This is a genomic window from Paenibacillus sp. GCM10023250 (assembly GCF_042653205.1).
Classification (GTDB): domain Bacteria; phylum Bacillota; class Bacilli; order Paenibacillales; family Paenibacillaceae; genus Paenibacillus_Z.
Genome location: NZ_JBHSHY010000001.1, coordinates 256,347 through 274,230, shown reverse-complemented (window position 1 = coordinate 274,230; position 17,884 = coordinate 256,347). Strand labels below are relative to the sequence as shown.

17 protein-coding genes are annotated in these 17,884 nt (G+C 60.6%); all 17 read right to left on the bottom strand.

All coding sequences use genetic code 11. The features are described from left to right. Nucleotides 1-198: 198 nt before the first annotated feature. The 17 genes from ACFPB1_RS01220 to ACFPB1_RS01140 all read right to left on the bottom strand — a co-directional run bounded on the left by ACFPB1_RS01220 (nucleotide 199) and on the right by ACFPB1_RS01140 (nucleotide 17,773). Nucleotides 199-2,016, bottom strand: coding sequence for an MBL fold metallo-hydrolase (locus ACFPB1_RS01220; RefSeq protein WP_379221006.1), 1,818 nt, complete (start codon nucleotides 2,014-2,016; stop codon nucleotides 199-201). A 60-nt stretch (nucleotides 2,017-2,076) separates the two neighbouring features. Then, nucleotides 2,077-2,814 (bottom strand): class I SAM-dependent methyltransferase, encoded by a 738-nt coding sequence (locus ACFPB1_RS01215; RefSeq protein ID WP_379221004.1) that lies wholly within the window; start codon nucleotides 2,812-2,814, stop codon nucleotides 2,077-2,079. 338 nt (nucleotides 2,815-3,152) lie between these two features. After that, entirely contained in the window at nucleotides 3,153-5,882 is a 2,730-nt protein-coding gene (locus ACFPB1_RS01210; protein ID WP_379221002.1) for an alpha-L-rhamnosidase, read from the bottom strand. 437 nt (nucleotides 5,883-6,319) lie between these two features. Next, nucleotides 6,320-6,658 carry a cytochrome o ubiquinol oxidase subunit IV gene (gene cyoD, locus ACFPB1_RS01205; RefSeq protein ID WP_379221000.1) on the bottom strand — a complete coding sequence of 113 codons (339 nt, stop codon included), beginning with the start codon at nucleotides 6,656-6,658 and terminating at the stop codon, nucleotides 6,320-6,322. A 1-nt stretch (nucleotide 6,659) separates the two neighbouring features. Further along, nucleotides 6,660-7,274 (bottom strand): cytochrome o ubiquinol oxidase subunit III, encoded by a 615-nt coding sequence (cyoC, locus tag ACFPB1_RS01200; RefSeq protein WP_379220998.1) that lies wholly within the window; start codon nucleotides 7,272-7,274, stop codon nucleotides 6,660-6,662. Next, the gene (locus tag ACFPB1_RS01195) at nucleotides 7,274-9,244 is read right to left on the bottom strand and encodes a cbb3-type cytochrome c oxidase subunit I (protein ID WP_379220996.1); all 1,971 of its coding nucleotides are present in this window, start codon (nucleotides 9,242-9,244) and stop codon (nucleotides 7,274-7,276) included. The genes cyoC and ACFPB1_RS01195 overlap by 1 nt, the downstream gene beginning before the upstream one ends. 14 nt (nucleotides 9,245-9,258) lie before the next feature. Further along, the gene (gene cyoA, locus ACFPB1_RS01190; RefSeq protein WP_379220993.1) at nucleotides 9,259-10,293 is read right to left on the bottom strand and encodes a ubiquinol oxidase subunit II; all 1,035 of its coding nucleotides are present in this window, start codon (nucleotides 10,291-10,293) and stop codon (nucleotides 9,259-9,261) included. 146 nt (nucleotides 10,294-10,439) lie between these two features. Then, nucleotides 10,440-10,688, bottom strand: a complete 249-nt coding sequence (locus ACFPB1_RS01185) for a hypothetical protein (protein ID WP_379220991.1) — start codon at nucleotides 10,686-10,688, stop codon at nucleotides 10,440-10,442. Nucleotides 10,689-10,819: 131 nt separating this feature from the next. Continuing rightward, nucleotides 10,820-11,278, bottom strand: coding sequence for a divergent PAP2 family protein (locus ACFPB1_RS01180; RefSeq protein WP_379220989.1), 459 nt, complete (start codon nucleotides 11,276-11,278; stop codon nucleotides 10,820-10,822). 70 nt (nucleotides 11,279-11,348) lie between these two features. Next, a complete protein-coding gene (locus ACFPB1_RS01175; protein ID WP_379220987.1) occupies nucleotides 11,349-11,579 on the bottom strand; it encodes a hypothetical protein in 231 nt (76 codons plus the stop codon). A gap of 54 nt (nucleotides 11,580-11,633) precedes the next feature. Further along, the gene (locus ACFPB1_RS01170; RefSeq protein WP_379220985.1) at nucleotides 11,634-12,512 is read right to left on the bottom strand and encodes an NAD-dependent epimerase/dehydratase family protein; all 879 of its coding nucleotides are present in this window, start codon (nucleotides 12,510-12,512) and stop codon (nucleotides 11,634-11,636) included. Nucleotides 12,513-12,594: 82 nt separating this feature from the next. After that, a complete protein-coding gene (locus tag ACFPB1_RS01165) occupies nucleotides 12,595-14,370 on the bottom strand; it encodes a Rieske (2Fe-2S) protein (RefSeq protein ID WP_379220983.1) in 1,776 nt (591 codons plus the stop codon). A 205-nt stretch (nucleotides 14,371-14,575) separates the two neighbouring features. Beyond that, entirely contained in the window at nucleotides 14,576-15,124 is a 549-nt protein-coding gene (locus tag ACFPB1_RS01160) for a DnaJ family domain-containing protein (protein WP_379220981.1), read from the bottom strand. A 276-nt stretch (nucleotides 15,125-15,400) separates the two neighbouring features. Continuing rightward, complete coding sequence (locus ACFPB1_RS01155; RefSeq protein WP_379220979.1) at nucleotides 15,401-15,703, bottom strand: EthD family reductase; 303 nt, start codon at nucleotides 15,701-15,703, stop codon at nucleotides 15,401-15,403. A gap of 126 nt (nucleotides 15,704-15,829) precedes the next feature. Continuing rightward, entirely contained in the window at nucleotides 15,830-16,255 is a 426-nt protein-coding gene (locus ACFPB1_RS01150) for an NUDIX hydrolase (RefSeq protein WP_379220977.1), read from the bottom strand. Nucleotides 16,256-16,662: 407 nt separating this feature from the next. Then, nucleotides 16,663-16,911, bottom strand: a complete 249-nt coding sequence (locus tag ACFPB1_RS01145) for a hypothetical protein (protein WP_379220975.1) — start codon at nucleotides 16,909-16,911, stop codon at nucleotides 16,663-16,665. Nucleotides 16,912-16,972: 61 nt separating this feature from the next. Continuing rightward, nucleotides 16,973-17,773: an SDR family oxidoreductase gene (locus ACFPB1_RS01140; RefSeq protein WP_379220973.1), complete on the bottom strand. Its 801-nt coding sequence runs from the start codon at nucleotides 17,771-17,773 to the stop codon at nucleotides 16,973-16,975. Nucleotides 17,774-17,884: the final 111 nt, after the last annotated feature.

Genomic DNA, 17,884 nt, shown 5'->3' with positions numbered 1-17,884 from the left:
CCTTGTTTACGCTACCTGCTTATCTCCTCCAAACTTACCACATCCGCCGCTATGAATAAATGCTTCATTGATAGCCCGATGCCCGATCGATCATCATCCAGAAATCATGTACGATCATCTGTTCTTGGGCAGCTGTGACGAATCAGCAGACGGATCGCAGACGAGAAAAAGCACCTTATCGGCGCTTTTTCGGAAAATTTATGATGGCTGACAGCCCGTTACCGTGATCAGCGCCTCGGCTTGCTGGCCCAATCGTCGCGCGCCGACCGTGATGTCGGCGGCGATTCGCGCCCGTTTCACAGAGAGACCGGCGGGAGCGGTTAAGCGAAACCGTACCTGTTCGATAGCCTTCGGTTCGATCTCGAGCTGCCGGCCGTTATCCTCGACGTCCCAGCCTTGCGGAGCAACCAGCGTCACCGTGGCCTTCTCACGGGCTGCCAACGGATTCAACACGTCCACCGTAATCTCGGCCGCTTCCCCGTCCTTGAGTTCCAGCTGATACGGCTTGATCCAGGCACAGAACCCTTCGGCCCCCATATCGATCCGATCGAGCGGCAGCAGAAGCTCGTGGAGCGCCCTCAGCTCCTCGCCGTCGCGGGCAAGCCGGTCCAAGTATTCGGCCGTAACGTGCAGCGGGTCCCAATGTCCGGAGACGATGATGTCGGGGTTCAGCCTGCGATACAGCTCGGCGCTCAACGTATAATCGTGCGTACGGAACTTGTTTTTATAGACATAATTGTTCAGCTTCCCGTCCGTGCCCTGCTGATCGCCGATGGCCACGACCTTCTTCCCGTCGACCTCGAAGGCGATCGCGACCGCATAGAGCGTATGGCCGGGCTGCGCATACAGCTGAAGCTCGTATTCCTCCCACCGGATCGGCTGCTCGAGCGGCAGCCTGCGGTCGACCGGGATGGGATCGTACCAGATGCACGGCACGTCGTAGCGCGACGGATGTTCGAGCAGATCGGCAAAATTGTCCGCGACCCACGTCTCGGCGCCCTCCACGTCTCGCAGCAAATTCAGGCCGGCGACATGATCGTCATGATAGTGCGTCGGGATGACGACGTCGATCGATTTCAGCCGATAGCGCCGCTTCAACTGCTCGATCTGCCGCAACCCCGGACGGCGCGAAGAACGGTCAGTGCCCGCGTAGAAGGTTTGATGAACGTTCGGATAGCCGAAGTCGATCAGCAGCGCTTTGCCGCTCTTGGACAGCAGCGCGTACGTATTGGCGAAGGAACGGGGATTCCAGATCAGATGAGGCGTGATTTCCGTGAAGACGGGATTCAACACCTCCTCCAAGCCCGCATCCTGCCCGCGCAGGCGCAAGAGACGCTTCATCCGGTCCGTCAGCAGCTCAAGGGCCGAAGCGGGATCCCGCATGACTTCGCCGTGGGAAGGAAGCAGCAGCTGGAGTTCTTGGCCGAGTAAATCCATCGCCGATAGGACGGTGCTCATCACGCCTTCGCATCCGTTATAGGACCATTGCGTCGCCGACATCGACCATACCTTGCCGGGCGCGGCGATCAAGTCGCCCGTAAACGCCACCCGCTTGCCGTCAACCTCAGTAAGGATCGAGATCGAGCCGATGGTATGACCGGGCGTCGGGAAGATGGAATAGGCGCGTCCGCCGAACATATGACGGGAATGGTCTGTAAACGTGCCGGCAATCGCGACCGGCTCCAACAAGGAGAATTTATCCTGGCGGACATCGTAGTTATTGTAAATTTCGCGTCCGTGCCAGTGAAGATCGACATTCGTGAACAAGTCCTGCTCATGATGCGGCACCCATAGCCGCGCTCCGGCGGCGACGGCCCGATTCAGTCCTTGAACCTGATCCCGGTGATGGTGGGTCATCAAAATATCTGTGACCCGTTCCACGCCGATGGACCGGAGCTCCTCCAGCACGGCCCCGGATCCAAAATCGATCAGGACCGCCTCGTTATCCTGTCGAATCACGTACACGTTGCAGGTGTCTTCGTAGAGATACAGATGCTCGCTGATGCTTTCTAGCATGGAATCGGCTCCTTCTCGGATGGAGTTGGTTCGCTGCTTGCCGGCAGCGTTTCCGGACGGTCACTCGGACAAGGGGCGCGTCGTGACGAAGACGAATTCCAGTCCGGGGCGGTCCGGCGCGTCCCGGACGTCTTCGACGCACAGGCCGGCTGCCGTCAAGTCGTCCGTGATTTCGGCCTTGCTTCGGAACCTCAGCGTCGAGTCCGAGGTCAGCACCTGGCCGTCGCCGTGGAAGACAAAGGTATGGCGGAAGGTGACGAGCGGCAGCTGCACATCCAGCAGATCGGTCCAAGATTCTACTCTTTCGCCGGCAGGCGTGACGATCTCCTCATAGGTCCGCGCCCGATTCCAATTCTGCCAGGCTTCACGGGCGGGATCGCGAACCTCGAATACCAGCCTACCGCCGGGCCGCAGCGCCGCCCGGCAATCGCGAAGCGTGGCTGCCCATTCTACGTCCGTGACGAAGACCTGGGCGACGTTGCCGGTCATCGTGATCATATCGACGCGCATGCCGGCAATCGAGGCCGCCGTGCCGTGGAGCCACTGGACCCGTTCCGCGAACGGCTTGCGGCGGGCAACGGCGAGCGACGCAAGCGCCGGATCGACGCCGGTGACCGTCTTGCCCAGGGCAGCCAGCCGGCAGGCAAGATTGCCGGTCCCGCAGCCAAGGTCAAGAACCGACTGCGCGTCAAATTCCGCCGCCATGGCGACATAAGGATCCAGATCCTCCCGTTCGGGCGAATCGAATAGATCGTAAAGGTCCGCAAGGCGCGGTTCTTCGAATAGTTGATCGGCCATATAAAGGTCTCCTCTCGGTCGGTCGCAGATTGCGTATTAGGATGAAATGGATGGCCCTGCCATCATCTCCCATTCATCCTATCATATCGCGCTCTGCGCGGACGAGGAAAACACGCTTATACTTGAACGTTACCGCATACGCAAGATAGGCAGCCGAAACGGCGCTCTATATCGGGAGGAATACGGCGAGATTCACCCGATATACTTAACGGGGTTAATAGATGGCGTCATCTCCCTCAACCGCCGCATAATCGCACCAAACCGAAGCAGTCGCAACAACGGACCGCTACGGTTTTTACATTTACTTTAAGTCGTTAATTCATGCCGTTAACTTCACGCTAAGCCATGACCGTCTCCTGCTCCGCCGGGCGTTTCGCCGGATAGCGGAACGCATAGCTGCCCGAGCCCAGCGTGAGCCTTGCGCCGCCGTCCGTTTCTTCGGCTGCCGTGACACCTTCGGCCAGCTCAGCCGCGAGGCCGTCCTCCTTCAGCTCCGCCAGCGCGATGCCGTCCAGCACCAGCTCGGCCGTCGCGTTCGCCGGAACGATAATGCGCACGATCGTCTCCTCCGCTTCCTGCGCCCAGCCCGCTTCGATCCGGCCGTACGGCGATTCCAGCGCCGCGCGCGCGTGCGTCAGCGCCCCGTCCGCGAATCGAGGGCGAATGCGAAGCTTCTTGTACGCCGCTTCCGATTCGTCCATGTCGAGCCCCGCCACGTAGCGGTACATCCACTCGCCGATCGCGCCGTATGCATAGTGGTTGTACGAGTTCATGTCGTCGCTCCAGAACGAGCCGTCCGGCTTGATGCCGTCCCAATGCTCCCATATCGTTGTCGCGCCTTTGGTAACGGAATAAAGCCAAGACGGATACGTCTCCTGCATCAGCAGCTTTACTGCCGTCGCGTGGTAGCCGTTATCCGACAGGGCGAAGCACAGGTACGGCGTGCCGACGAAGCCCGTCGTGAGATGGTAATCGTTTTGTACGACCAGGTCGTTCAGCTCGCGCGCGACCCGCTTCTTCACGTCGCCCTCGACGAGGCCGAACATCAGCGCAAGCACGTGCGCGGTTTGCGTCGGCGCGGCCAGACGGCCGTTCGGCGTGACGAATTCGCGGTTGAACGCTTCCCGGATCCGGTCGTACAGCTCGCTGTAGGCGCGCACGTCCGCCGCCCTGCCGAGCACGACCGCCGTCTCGCGGACGAGCCGGGTCGAATACGCGAAGAAGGCCGTGGCGATCAGATCGCGCGGCGTTGCGCCGACATAGCTGTTTTCCTTGGCATCCAAGCCCAGCCAGTCGCCGAAATGGAAGCCGGTGTTCCACAAATATTCGTGCTCGCCTTGGCTGCGAATGTACGAGACCCACGCGCGCATGCTCTCGTATTGCTCCGCTAACAGCCTAACGTCGCCGTAACAGAGGTACATCGTCCACGGCACGATTACGGCGGCGTCGCCCCAAGCGGCCGAGGACGGGATCTTCTCCTGCGGCGTCGGCGGGTCCGTCTCGTTCAGCGCGTTCGGAATGACGAACGGCACGCCGCCGTTCGGATTCTGGTCGGCCTTCAGGTCGCGCAGCCACTTCGTAAAGAACGCCGCCACGTCATAGTTGAACGCGGCCGTCCGCACGAAAACCTGCGCGTCCCCTGTCCAGCCTAGCCGTTCGTCGCGCTGCGGGCAGTCCGTCGGCACGTCGACGAAATTGCCCCGCTGACCCCATAGGATATTGCGCTGCAGCTGGTTGATCATCTCGCTTGAGCAGTCGAATTCGCCGGTCGGCGCCATGTCGGTATGGATGACTTCGCCTACGACGGCGCCTGGCAGTCCTGCTTCCTGCGCCTCCGGCCATCCTTCGATGCACAAATAGCGGAAGCCCATGAACGTGAACGTCGGCGCATACGTCTCGCCCGGCACGCCGGCCGCGGTGTAGACGATCAACTGCTTGGCGGATCGCAGGTTCCCGACGTAGAAATTGCCGTCCTTATCGAGGACCTCCGCATGCTTCACCGTAATGGTCGTGCCGGCCGGGACGTCCAGCGTCATCCGAACGCGGCCGACCATGTTCTGGCCCATGTCGAGCACGACCTCGCCTCGCGGCGTTCGGATCAGCGCCTGCGGCTTGATCGTCTCGATGACGCGCATCGGGAGATGCTCTTGGGCGACGAGATGCTTGACGGGCAGCGCGAGACACTCCACGCCGCACCACGCCGAATCATCGAATGCCGCCGTGCTCCAGCCGGGCTGCTCCAGGTTCGCGTCGTACGACTCGCCGTCGTACAGCTCAGCCTCGCGGATCGCGCGTTCGGCCGCTTTCCACGAATCATCGCTGCCGATGATCTCCTCCGTCCCGTCGGCATAGACGATGTGCAGCTGCAGCAGCGCCCGGCGGTCGCCGTACAGACCGGAGGCCGTCGCCCAGCCGAGGCGGCCCTTGTACCAGCCGTTGCCGAGCATGGCACCGATGCTGTTCAAGCCGCCGGCCGCCAACTGGTCCGTCACGTCGTACGTCTGATACTGCTGCCGTTTCCGGTAGCTGGTCCAGCCCGGCGCGAGCAGCTCGTCGCCGACCTTCTCGCCGTTCACGTACAGCTCGTACACCCCCGCGGCCGTCGCGTAGACGCGGGCGGATACGACGTCTGCCTTAGCGGCGAATCGCTTCGCCAGCAGGAAGGCCGGCTTCGCTTGCGGATCGATCGCCGCCGCGGACAGCGTAATCCACTTCGCCTGCCATTCCGACGGCGTCAAGAACGCCGTCTCCCACCGGACGGGCTCGCTCCACGCCGATTCGCGGCCGAAGCCGTCCCACGCCTTCACCCGCGCCAGGTAGCCCGTCCGCGACCGCAGCTCGGGCCCGGCGTACGCAACTTGAATCGACGCCTCCGACGCGACGCAGCCGGAATCCCAGACCGGCGCGGAGAAATCGCCGTCAGCCCCCGCAACCTGCAGCCGATACGCGGCTTGCAGCGTGCCCCGGCGGTCCGACCGCAGCTTCCATCCGAATCGAGGCACTTTGACGTCCGTGCCCAGCAGATTCTTGCGATACTCGCATGTAAGCGATTCCACAATTAAACTCATTTTTACGCCCACGCTCCATTCCATGTCGCTTGCTTACGTTCTTGCACTCAGTATAAGCCGGATGCAAGCTTCCATGTAGGGGGGAACGCGACTTTCAATAAGGGGAAATCGGACATGTGCACGGTAAAACAAAAGCCCCGCAGGCACAATCGCTAACGGGGCTTCGCGTTAAACTTGATTAACTCGACAGCGTTCAACATGATCATCGCTGATTCGAGGCTCTTTATATAAGTAACGTTCCTGTCAACCTACCCGCCATAGCCGAGCAAGATGAGCCATTTGGAGAGGGAATGCATGAAGGCTTGGATATCGAACAACATTGCGCCTCACCTCCTTTCCTCTTCACTCTATGCGAAGATTCAAGGGTAAAGGCACGTTTTTTTCGTAATCCCTAGCCAACATCGCAGAACCGCCCTTCCCCTCCTGCGCTCGGGCGCTTAATACATCGCGTTATGCTCCATGATCCAAATGGATCCGTAGACGACGACGATGACGATGATCAAGCCGAGAATGAGCGTAACGAGGTTATAGCGCGGCCCCTCTTCTTCCCGCAGATGCATGAAGAACAGCAGCTGCACCGCGAATTGCAGCGCCGCCGTGATCAGCAGCACGACGATCGTGGCCGTCTTCCCGAACCAGTCGTCCACGACGGCCAGGATCGGAATGATCGTCAGGACGATGGAGAGCGCGAAGCCGATCACATATTCCTTCAGCGAGCCGTGATGCCCGGCATGTCCGCCGTGGCTTCCGTGTCCGATTGCGTTATGCTTCGCCACGTCAGATCACCCCCATCAAATATACGAACGTGAACACGAAGATCCACACGGCGTCCAGAAAGTGCCAATACAAGCTCGTGATCTGCACTTTCCGCGTCGTAACCGGCGTCAGGCCGCGCTGGGACAGCTGTACGATCAGCGCCGTGATCCAGCAGATGCCGAGCGAGACGTGCAGCCCGTGCGTGCCGACCAGCGTGAAGAAGCCGGAAAGAAACGCGCTGGAATGAATCGTATGCCCCTCGTGCACGAGCTTCAGGAATTCCGTCACTTCCATGCCGACGAAGCTGGCCCCGAGCAGGATCGTCACGATCAGCCAGCCCACCAGTCCGTTCCGGCTGCCCGCATTCATGGCCAGCACGGCGAGTCCGCTCGTGAAGCTGCTCGTCAGCAGGATGAACGTTTCGACGATGACGCCGGGCAGCTCGAACAGCTCCTTCGGCCCGGGGCCGCCGGCCGTATTCTTGTGAATCACGAGGAAGGTGGCGAACAGCGTCGCGAACAAGATACAGTCGGTGATCAGAAAGATCCAGAAGCCGAATTTGCGAAGCTCCTCCAAATCGTGATGGCCTTCATGACCGCCCTCGTGCCCGACAGTTGGATGATGAGCGTGCGCCATCAGACAATCCTCCCCGCTTTAGCTTCCGTTTGGCGAATTTCGTCTACGGGAATGTAGTAATCGGTGTCGTAATTGAACGAATGGGCCAGCATCGTCAAGAGGATGCCGATAAAAGCGGGAATCGCGATCCAGAGGCAGTGGAACACGAGCCCGAAGCCGACCGTGAACCAGCAGACCGATTGAATGAACGGGATCGGCGAGTTTTTCGGCATATGGATCGGCTCGAGCGGCGGCTTCTCCTTGGGCGCCTTGCCCGCGGCGATGCGCTCCTTCTCCTCCCACCAATCGTCGCGGTCCATAACGATCGGCGTGGTGGCGAAGTTATAGAGCGGCGCCGGCGACGGGATGGACCATTCCAGCGTGCGGGCGTTCCACGGATCGCCAGTCGCGTCCCTCTCCATGAACTTGATGCTGTGCGCGATCTGCCAGACCTGGAACAGGAAGCCGAGTCCCATGAGGAAGCCGCCGACGGTCGACGTGAAATTGAGCGCCCACCAGCCCGAATCCCAGCCGTACGAGCTGAGGCGCCGGGTCATGCCGTCGAGACCGACCACGTACTGCGGCATGAAGCAGACGTAGAACCCGATGTTCCAGATCCAGAACGCCCATTTGCCGATGGTCTCGTTCAGCTTGAAGCCGAACATTTTGGGCCACCAGTAATACAAGCCCGCGAAGTAGCCGAACGCGACCCCGCCGATGATAACCTGATGGAAGTGGGCGATGAGGAAATAGCTGTTATGGAACTGAAAATCCGCCGGCGCCACCGAGAGCATGACGCCGGTCATGCCGCCTACGACGAAGCACGGAATGAAGGCGATCGTCCAGAGCATCGGCGTCGTGAACGAGATCCGCCCGCGGAACATCGTGAACAGCCAGTTGAAAATTTTCACCCCGGTCGGAATCGCGATGATCATCGTCGATATCGCGAAGAACAGGTTGACGTTCGCCCCCGAACCCATCGTGAAGAAGTGATGCAGCCAGGTGAAGTACGCCATGATGCTGATGCTGAGCATCGCGAACACCATGGAGCCGTAGCCGAACAGCCGCTTCCGCGAGAAGGCCGCGACGACCTCCGAGAAGATCCCGAAGGCGGGCAGTACGATGATGTACACTTCCGGGTGGCCCCACATCCAGATCAGGTTGACGTACATCATGGCATTGCCGCCGCCGTCCATCGTGAAGAAGTGCGCGCCCAGGAAGCGGTCCAGGAACAGCAGCGCCAGCGTGACCGTCAGGACGGGGAACGCGACGATAATCGCGATGCAGCTCGAAAGCACCGACCACGTGAAGATCGGCACCCGCGACCAGGTCATCCCGGGGGCGCGCATCTTGACGATGGTGACGATGAAGTTGATGCCCGTCATCAGGGACCCGATCCCGGAAATTTGAATCCCCCAGATGTAGAAGTCTTCTCCTACCGTAGGGCTGCCCGTCAGCTCCGATAGCGGCGGATACGACAGCCACCCGGCATTCGGCGAGCCGCCGATGACGAAGGACATATTGAACAGCATCGCGCCGAAGAAGAACAGCCAGAAGCTGAGCGAGTTCAAGAACGGGAACGCGACGTCGCGCGCCCCGAGCTGCAGCGGGACGGCGATGTTGAACAGGCCGAACATGAGCGGCATCGCCATGAACAGGATCATGATGACGCCGTGCGTCGTGAATACCTCGTTGTAATGCTCCGGCGACAGGAATTTCATGTCCGGAAACGCCAGCTGCGTCCGCATCATCAAGGCGTCGACGCCGCCGCGGAACAGCATCAGCAGCGCCGCGATGATGTACATGATCCCGACGCGCTTGTGATCGACTGTCGTCAGCCATTCGCGCCACAGCCAGCCCCATTTGCCGAAGTAGCTCAGGACGAAGACGATCGCGATCGTCGTCAGCGCAATCGCGACGTCCGCGCCGTAGATCAGCGGGTCGCCCGAGACGAAGAACCACGAGGCGAAATCGGTAAGTGAATCAAACACGGTAGCTCCTCCTCTCATTTGCCGTGAATCATGTGCATATGGCCCGATCGCGGGTCGGATTGTCCGAAGCTGCCGACGTCCGGGGCATCCTTCTGCGCGTTGTTTCCGGGCGGCAGCTGGCCCTCCTGCTCGCGTTCGAGCCGCTTCTCATCGCTGAGCGTCATCGGCTTCAGGGTCACGCCCGGAGGCGCTCCGCGGCTCATGGAATAGTCATGGACGATGCGCTCGAACAGGCCGGACGGGATGGAAGCGAACGTCATCCGGCCCGACGTCCCGGGCATCGCGAGCGTCTGGTAGCCTTCTTCGGTGAGCGCGTTCCCGCTCGCCTTCGCGTCGGCCACCCATTGATCGAAGTCCTTCTGCGGCATCGCTTTGGCGGTGAAGCCCATCTTCGCGAATTCACGTCCCGTGAAATTCGCGCCGGTTCCCATATAATTGCCGGGTTCGTCGGCCTGCAGGTACATCGTCGTCGACATGCCGGACATCGTGTAGATCATGCCGCCGAGCTGCGGCAGCCAGAACCCGTTCATCGGGCCGTCCGAGGTGAGCTCGAACTTGATCGGCGTCTTCTCCGGAATCGCCAAGTAGTTGACGGTGGCGATCCCTTGGTCCGGGTATTGGAACAGCCATTTCCAGTCCAGCGACGTGACCTGGATCGTGACAGCCTTCTTATCGGACACGAGCGGCTTGGCCGGATCCAGCGCGTACGTGTAGCGCGCCGTCACGACCGCTAGGATCGCGATGATGGCGATCGGAATGCCCCACCAGACGATTTCCAGCTTGGTGCTGTGAGACCAGACGGGCTGGTAGGGCGCGCGGTTGTTCTTCCGGTCGCGGTAGCGCCAGATGATCCAGGCCGTAATGAGCAGCACTGGAACGAGAAGGATCAGGCAAAGCAGCATGGTGAAATAAATCAGATCACGCTGTTGTTCGCCGATCGGCCCTTTCGGATCGAAGACAATCATCGATTTGCAGCCCGATGCGAACAGGACGGTGCTCGCCAAGACGCCGCCGGTGGTGAGCGGCCGCATCAGCTTCGAAGTAAACATAAGTTCCTCATCTCCTAATCCTCGCCTTGGATTGCATTATTTTTCCCCGGATAGCGGTTCAATATTACAGCGTCCGCCGCGGCAGGTTATGACAATGAAAAAGGACCGTTCCCCAACGAAGGAAACAATCCTTACTCGTTCGCCGCTTATTCGGAGTCCGTCTTGCGCTTGTCCACGAGGTTGATCGCCGTACCAATCATGTAGATGAACACGCTGCCCACCAGAAAACCGATGCCGGCCATCAATCGCCGGTTGTGGTCGCTGAAATCGGCGTAATTGGTAACGCATAAAAACGCGCCCACAATGAGGGCCATCCATGCGCCGATTTTCATGGTGAGGAACAGCGCGTTCCCCTCTCGTTCTGTTTTTCGTCCGGCTGCCGATTTCGTCGCCATGCCCGCTTCACTTCCTCGTCCGTATGTCGCTATCGCGTCTGTCCTTCCTATTATTGACACGAAGCCGTGCTTTTCATGCATGGAAGGCTTATCGCGCCGCGTACGGCTCCATTCAAGATCAGCCGACCGAATCAAACCGGCAATAACGCGGCGTAATACAGCAGCAAACTGACCAAAATGCCGAAACACGCCCCCGCATACACTTCGCTCGGCCGGTGACCGAGCAGCTCCTTCAATTCGCGCCATAGCTTACCTTCCTGCATGAGGCCCGGCACGGATCTGGCCCATTGGTTCAAGATTGAGGCATGCATGCCGGCATGCCGTCGGATGCCGGCGGCATCGAACATGGTAATCGCGCTCACGATCGCCGCGATGGCAAACCCGCTGGAATCGAATCCGTCCTGCAACCCGATCGCCGTGGCGAGCGACGTGACACCCGCGGAATGCGAGCTCGGCATGCCGCCCGTGCTGAAGCCGAGTCCGATGTTCCATGTCCGGTGCGTAATCAGGTAGACCGGTACTTTGACGATTTGGGCGGCCACGATCGCGAGGAGGGCGGCCAGGAGCGGGAAGTTATGCAGGATGGACATCGCCGGGCGTCTCCTTTCTATAGGGCTTTTTGCGCGGACGAACCGGAAATTGCCCAAACGTCTGCTTTTATCACTCTTCCCCTGTCCTACGCCATCGTAAACGCGGCACACCGCCGGAGAGCGCCCAAGCCAGCGGCAGCAGGACCATAACTGGCGATATTTCAGCACGCTGCTTGACGATGACAAAAAAAGAGCCCGCGCGCCCAGAGGCACGCAAGCTCCCGATAATGCCGTATTGCTTCCATGTACGTTTTTCCATCATGTCCATCGTGTCGATCGTGTCTATTGCATCCATGTCCATCGCGAGCCGTCGTATCCATCGTGACAGGTTCAACGATAACCATTCTTGCGATTCTTATCCGTTCAACGGAGGAAGCTCGGAAGGCACGATCAACTCTCGGATCGCGAGTCCCTGCTCCTCCCGCCGCTTTAAATCCCGCAGGAAGTCGACGAAGCCGACCCGAGGCTGCCAGCCGAGCACCCGGCTAGCTTCGGATAGATCATGCTGCTCGACCTCCTGCGGCAGCTCGATGCCGTACCGCTCCAGCAGCGCTGCCCCGCCCGGCACCTGCCGTTCGCACCATTCTGGCCCTAGCCGCGCGAAGTCGGCCCTTACGTCCTCGGGCATGCCGTGGTCGGTATGGACGATCGTCCGGAACAGGCCGAACGCTTCGTTGGCGGCAGCTTCCAGCGCCAGGACCGTGGCCGCCGCGACATCCCGGCGGTCCACGCCGTTGCGGAGCAGCCGCGCTCCGAATTCCAGGTACGGCCGCGGGATGAATTCATGATAGCGAAGCATCGCGATCGAGGCGCCCGTCATCTCGCGATAGGCGCGGCACAGCTCTTCGCCGATGACCTTGCTGACGCCGTAGACCGACCACCAGCCGTAAGCCATCGACGACGCGTAGACGATCGAGCGGATGTCTTCCTTCCGGCATGCTTCCAGCACGTTGTACGTCCCGTCTACGTTGACCGCGAAGATCGTGTCGTCGCTGACCGGCGGTTGATGGGCGCAGTGCCAGGCCGCCAGATGAATGACGCCGTCCATGCCCCGAACCGCATCCCGCACGTCCGAGACCGTCCGCGTGTCGCAGCGGACGAATTCAGCCGCTGACGACTCCGCCGCTTTCGCGGGCATGACGTCCGCCATTCTCACCTGATGGCCCGCCTGCAGCAGGGCGCGGCACACCGCTTGCCCCCCGTTGCCGGATGCGCCGGTTACCAGTACTTTCATCGTGATCGTGCCTCCATGATTTTCGAGTTTGGACTTAATCGATGACGCGCGTCTTGTCTTCCGGCTTGAGGCGTTCGGGACGCTATTCTTCTTCGAACAATCGCTCGCCTTTATGCAGCCTCCAGGCGATTCGGGCGGTTTGCGGGAGCTCGCGCGCCGTCGGCGCGTGAGCCGCCAAGTAGCGGGTGCAGGCGAGCAGCATCGTTTCCCGGGCCTGCTCCGCGAACGGACCGGCTTCGGCGCGCCAATGGTCGTACTCGGTCACCGCGGCCTCATAGAGCTGGAACGTATGAAACTCCGCGTCCTCCCGCAGCAGTGCATGGCCGAGCGTGTTGAGCAGCCCTCCAGGTTCGCCGCCGCCGTGCAGGTAGTCCACGACCCATTGCGCGGCCGGCCCGACCTGCTGGCGCCGGTCGAGCAGTTCGAGCAGCTCCTGATGGTCGGCCGGCGCTGAGGCTGAGGCGCCGGACGGCTTGGGCCGCGCGGCTGCCGGCACGTTCAGGAACCGGTCCAGATACACGCTGGCGGCTCCGTGGAATATCGCCCGCTGCAGCAGCGGTTCGTCGGATTGCCGCAGTCGCTCGTGGACGGCGTGCGCGTACGTGAACGTATGGAGCACCGCGATCCAGTCGCCGAAATCGTTTTGCGTGTGGAAGCGCACGATTCGTTCCGCGGCGGCGAGCGTCACGAGCTGCGCCAGCTGCGCCGGTGCCGTGCCCGCCAAGAGCTGGTCGCGCAGCGCCGCGATCGTCTGCTCCGGCGAATCGCCGAGCAGCAGCTGCAGCAGCTGCATCTTCGCCTCGGCGGTGAATGGCGCCCCGCTTGCCGCCGGACGGCCGTCTAGCTTCGCCTGCTCCGCGTGCCGCGTCAAGTCGTTAACGGCATTAAGGATCGGCTCGACGAGGTTAAGCGGGGCCAGCCACTGGTGAAGCTCCTCGCTCCGCGTCGGCCGGGCCATCATGGGGACGAGCGAGCTTAAGATTCGCTGCGTCTGCGAAGCTTCCGCCCATTCCAGCGCCTCGAACGCCTTGTTATGGAAGTCGAATACATGCCCGCCGTCCAAGTAGAAGTGATCGGTGGCGGCGATCAGCATCATGTCGGCCAGCCGCTGTGCGTCGATGCCCGCCAGGACGGCGGTGTTCAGCACTTTCTCGGCGCCCTGCGTATCCCGGACCTCGATGCAGGTCCGGTACCAGCCTGTCAACCGTTCGGCCGGAACGTCCGCGGACGGCAGCGCCGGGAGCAAGTGGCGCGTTGCGCGGCCCGCGCTCGCGCGCGCGACATGGACAAGTCCTTGGTACAGGGCGAGGATCTTGCCGTTCTTGTCCAGCTTGCCGACGATGCGCGTCATCGCGGTCAGGATGGTAAGCCCGGCATTCCAGCCCGTTCCTTGCGTCGTCCCGAACGCGATGCCGATCCGGGCGATGCGCTGCTCGGATACGCCGGCCTCGATCAGGCCGACGACTGCCTTCGCGATGACGATGCCGATATTTTGCTCGAGTCCTTCCTGCAGCTTCTGCGCGTAGACGTTCGCGTCCTTCGCGCTTGCGGACGCGGGGTTGACCCAGACTTCGCCGTCCTCGATGCGCACGGCATGCGACGGCACGTCGTCCGCCCACGGATCGAGCGTGCCGCCGCTGCAAATATCGAAGCGGGCATGATGCCAGTGACAGGTCAAGATGCCGTCGCACAAGCTCCCCATGTGAAGCGGGAAGCCGAGGTGCGGACAGCGATTGTCTACCGCACGCACTTGCCCTTCGTGATAAAAGACGGCGATGCCGCCGCGTATCACCTTCGCGCCCGCCTGTTGAAGCGCTTCCAATTTGCCGGCCGATATCCAGTTCAAGCCGTTAACCATCGATACAGCCTCCTTTGTCTTCAAGTTGTGCTGCGATTCGTAAACGTTCATTACAATTATAACGGAACACCAGCATAATGGGGCAGCCTCCCGGGAAACCGCCGCAATTTTTTCGCATGTACCGGTAAATGCACCGTAAATGCACCATAAAAAAAAGCATCCGCAATCCGGCGGCTGCTTTTCATAAACGTGCTTGCTCCCCATCCTACTCCCAATGCGAGAGCAGGCGGCTTGCGTTTTCCCGCGTGATCGTTAATTTCTGCAGGGCCGCATGAGGCACCATGCCGTTGTACTTGACGATCATCGCATTGATCTCGCGAAGCTCATCTTCGAGCGCTTCATCGCTGCCGCTGCCGGCCCGAAGGAGCCATTGACGCAAGCGGTCCCGGATGTCATGCTGCAGCGTCAGCCAACCCGGCAGGAAATTCGCCTGGCGCAGCAGGCCGTTCGTAATATCGCCCGACGGCACGTCGATCGGTTTGCCTTTGCCGGGCAAGTCGTCGAAGGTGCCTTTCTTCCACTCATCTTGGAAGATTTCGCTGACCCAGTCGTGAACGGTCACGCCGGCGTTCCAATAGCTTCGCGCCGACGCTTCCGCTTGCCCGGTCTCGTGCGAAGACACCACTTCCATGCCGGCGTCTGGCTGCCCATCGCCATCTGACTGCGCATCGCCGGGAAGCGCTTCGCCGGGAAGCGCTTCGCGCGCGTTCGGGTTTGCAAGCTTACTCTTGCGCTTGTTGGAGCGTAAAAACATGAGCTCACCGCCTGTTCCGATTTGTCGCCAGGATCGATCCGCGCGAAGACGCCGTACGGTGGACAGGATGCGGTGCGGAACGATTCGTTACTATTATTGTATCCCTGCCTTCGGCATGCGGACATCGTTTGGATGAAGATTCCATGAACATTGCGATGCGATGTTGACCAGCCCTGCCAGGGAAGCGAACCACACTGGAAAAAGCCCGGTACGCTGCTCCCTAAGAAGCAATCGGGCCGGGCTTATGGAGCGCGGGCTGGCGACCGGAACGGCCGTTTACTCCGCGATCAGAATGACGGGCGGACGTTTCAGGAAAGGGGTGATGTTCGCGACGTCCGCGGTCACTGCCTGCCCTTCCGCGCTTGCCAGCGCCGCGTGAAGATCGGCGGTGCTGCCGAATTCAGCCTCGACGACAAGGTACAGCTCCTCGTCGGTATTCTGAGCGCTCGCGACGCGAAGCGCTGAGGCTCCGATCAATTTCGGGAGCTTCTTCACGAGCGGCATATGAACGCCGAAATAGTGTTTTTCGAAGCCTTCGACATCCAGGGGCTTCTCGTAGATTACCATCAGTTTAGCCATATGTTCTCTCCTCTCTCGACTCGTCCGGATCCAGGCCGGCAGCCGAGCTTTCTCTATGTTTGTTGACATGATGTCCCGTTATCCGCGCGCGTATGCGCGCCTCATGAACGGTAAGGTCCGGGTGCGTTAGCAATCCTTCAGCGGAATCGAGAACTCGACATAAAAGGGATGCTGTTCTTCGTTCAAGCAAAGCTCGATTCTTTGCTTGAAATTCCCCCATTCGACCATGCTTAAAGCGGTCTCGATCGGAAAATATCCGACGTCCAGCGACTCGGACGACGTCGTTAACGCGCCCCCGACGGGCCTTCCCAAGAATAGCATGTTACAGATACCGGCGCTCACATTTTGAAACACGCCGCAAAACTTGGTCACCTCGATCTCGATTCCGCTCTCTTCCTTCGTTTCCCGGATCGCCGCGTCCCGTAACGATTCGCCTTCCTCGACCTGTCCTCCGGGCATTTCCCAGCCTCGTTTCGGTCCTTTGATCAGCAGGATTTCCCGGCGTTCGTTCACGACGATGGTTGCCGCAGAGACGATATGTTTCGGAGCCATTCCCTCTTCCTCCCCTAGTTCTACTTGCGGGCGAGTCTGTCGGCGGGTTCGAATTTAATGTTCAATAAAGCTCGCTTCGCAAATATTCGGTCATGACCCCTCCCCTTCGATGCGATGATGATGAACATTCGGCATGATCGCCATTGCGGCGCTCGATGCTCGTGTTTGTAACTATACACGCGATCGCATCCGTCATCAAGCCGCGGCCCGGCCACCCAGACAGCCGGCCATGTCGGCCGGCTGTCTGGGTGGCTATATGTCTATGTGGCTGTTGGTCTGACCGCGCCGATAAGCATCCATTGCTCCAGCACGTACGTGAAGTGACGCAGAATCGTTGGATCATCGGCATGAACAGGTACCGGCCTGCGCCGGCCGATGCCGCATTCGTCGAGCAGCGGCTGAAGCTTTTAGTCGAAGAGGTGCACCAAGCGCACTCGCGTATTCCACTGGGCGTATTTCAGCCGGAGCGCCGATTGCAAGAGCTCGACCTGCTTCTGCAGCAGCCGCTGCGGCGGCAGGTTCGCCCGGTTGTACATCAGCATCTGGAAGCTGACGGCGTATTCGTTCAAGTCCTTGAGCGATTCGAGCTTTTCCTTGGAGCGCGAGAGCGCTTCCGCCAGTACCTCGAATTCGACGGCTTCAATGGCCAACACCAAAAGGACACCGTTCCCGGTGTCCGTAGAGGATCGATATAGGGGACTAGCGCTTCGTTAACTGTCAGACGCCCGGCGTTTGACCGCCGTCGATGATGATTTCCGTGCCCGTGACGGAAGGAAGCCGATCGGAGACGAGCAGCAGCGCCATGGACGCGATCTCGGCCGGGTCGACCAGGCGCTTCAGCGGGATGGCCGCGCTCATAGCGGCCTGCTGGGCCTCAACGCCGGTTCCTTGCTCGTCCGCCTGCTGCCGGGCGAACCTAACCGCCCGTTCGGTTGCCGTGGCTCCGGGCGAAATGGCGTTGATTCTGATGTTCGATGCGGCCAGCTCGCTGGAGATGCCTTTCGTGAAGTTCAACAGCGCGGCGTTCGAAGTGCTGCCCGGGAGATAGCCGGGATTCGGCGTGCGTCCGGAATTGCCGACGATGTTCACGATGCGTCCGTCCCGCTGCCGAATCATATGCGGCACCGCTTCTTTCACCATTCTCATGTAGCCGAGCAGCTTCAGCTGCCACGATTCCTGAAAGGCTTCGTCGGACAGTTCGAAGAACGGGCCGAAACGCGCGTTCCCCGCGTTATTGATTAAAATATCGATGCGCCCGAAGTGCTCGATCGCCGCGTCGACCGCTTGCCGAACGGTTTCCGGCCGGGTCATGTCGCCCGCGACCGGCACGAGACGCGCCGCCGCTGCCGCGGGCTGAGCCGAACGGATCGCATCCGCCGCCTCCTGCAGGCGATCCCTGTCGCGCGCCACCATGACGACGGACACCCCTTCCTCATACAGCGCCTTCGAGCAGGCCAATCCGATGCCGGCGCTCGCTCCCGTGACGACCGCGATTTTTCCCAGAAGCTTCAGATCCATTTCAATCCTTCCTTTCGAGTAGCGTGCATGCGCATGTAGTGTTGCACATCTGTGTATGATTATAGTCGGATGCGGGCATGCTTCAAGGATCAGATGCAGGCGAACGGAGCA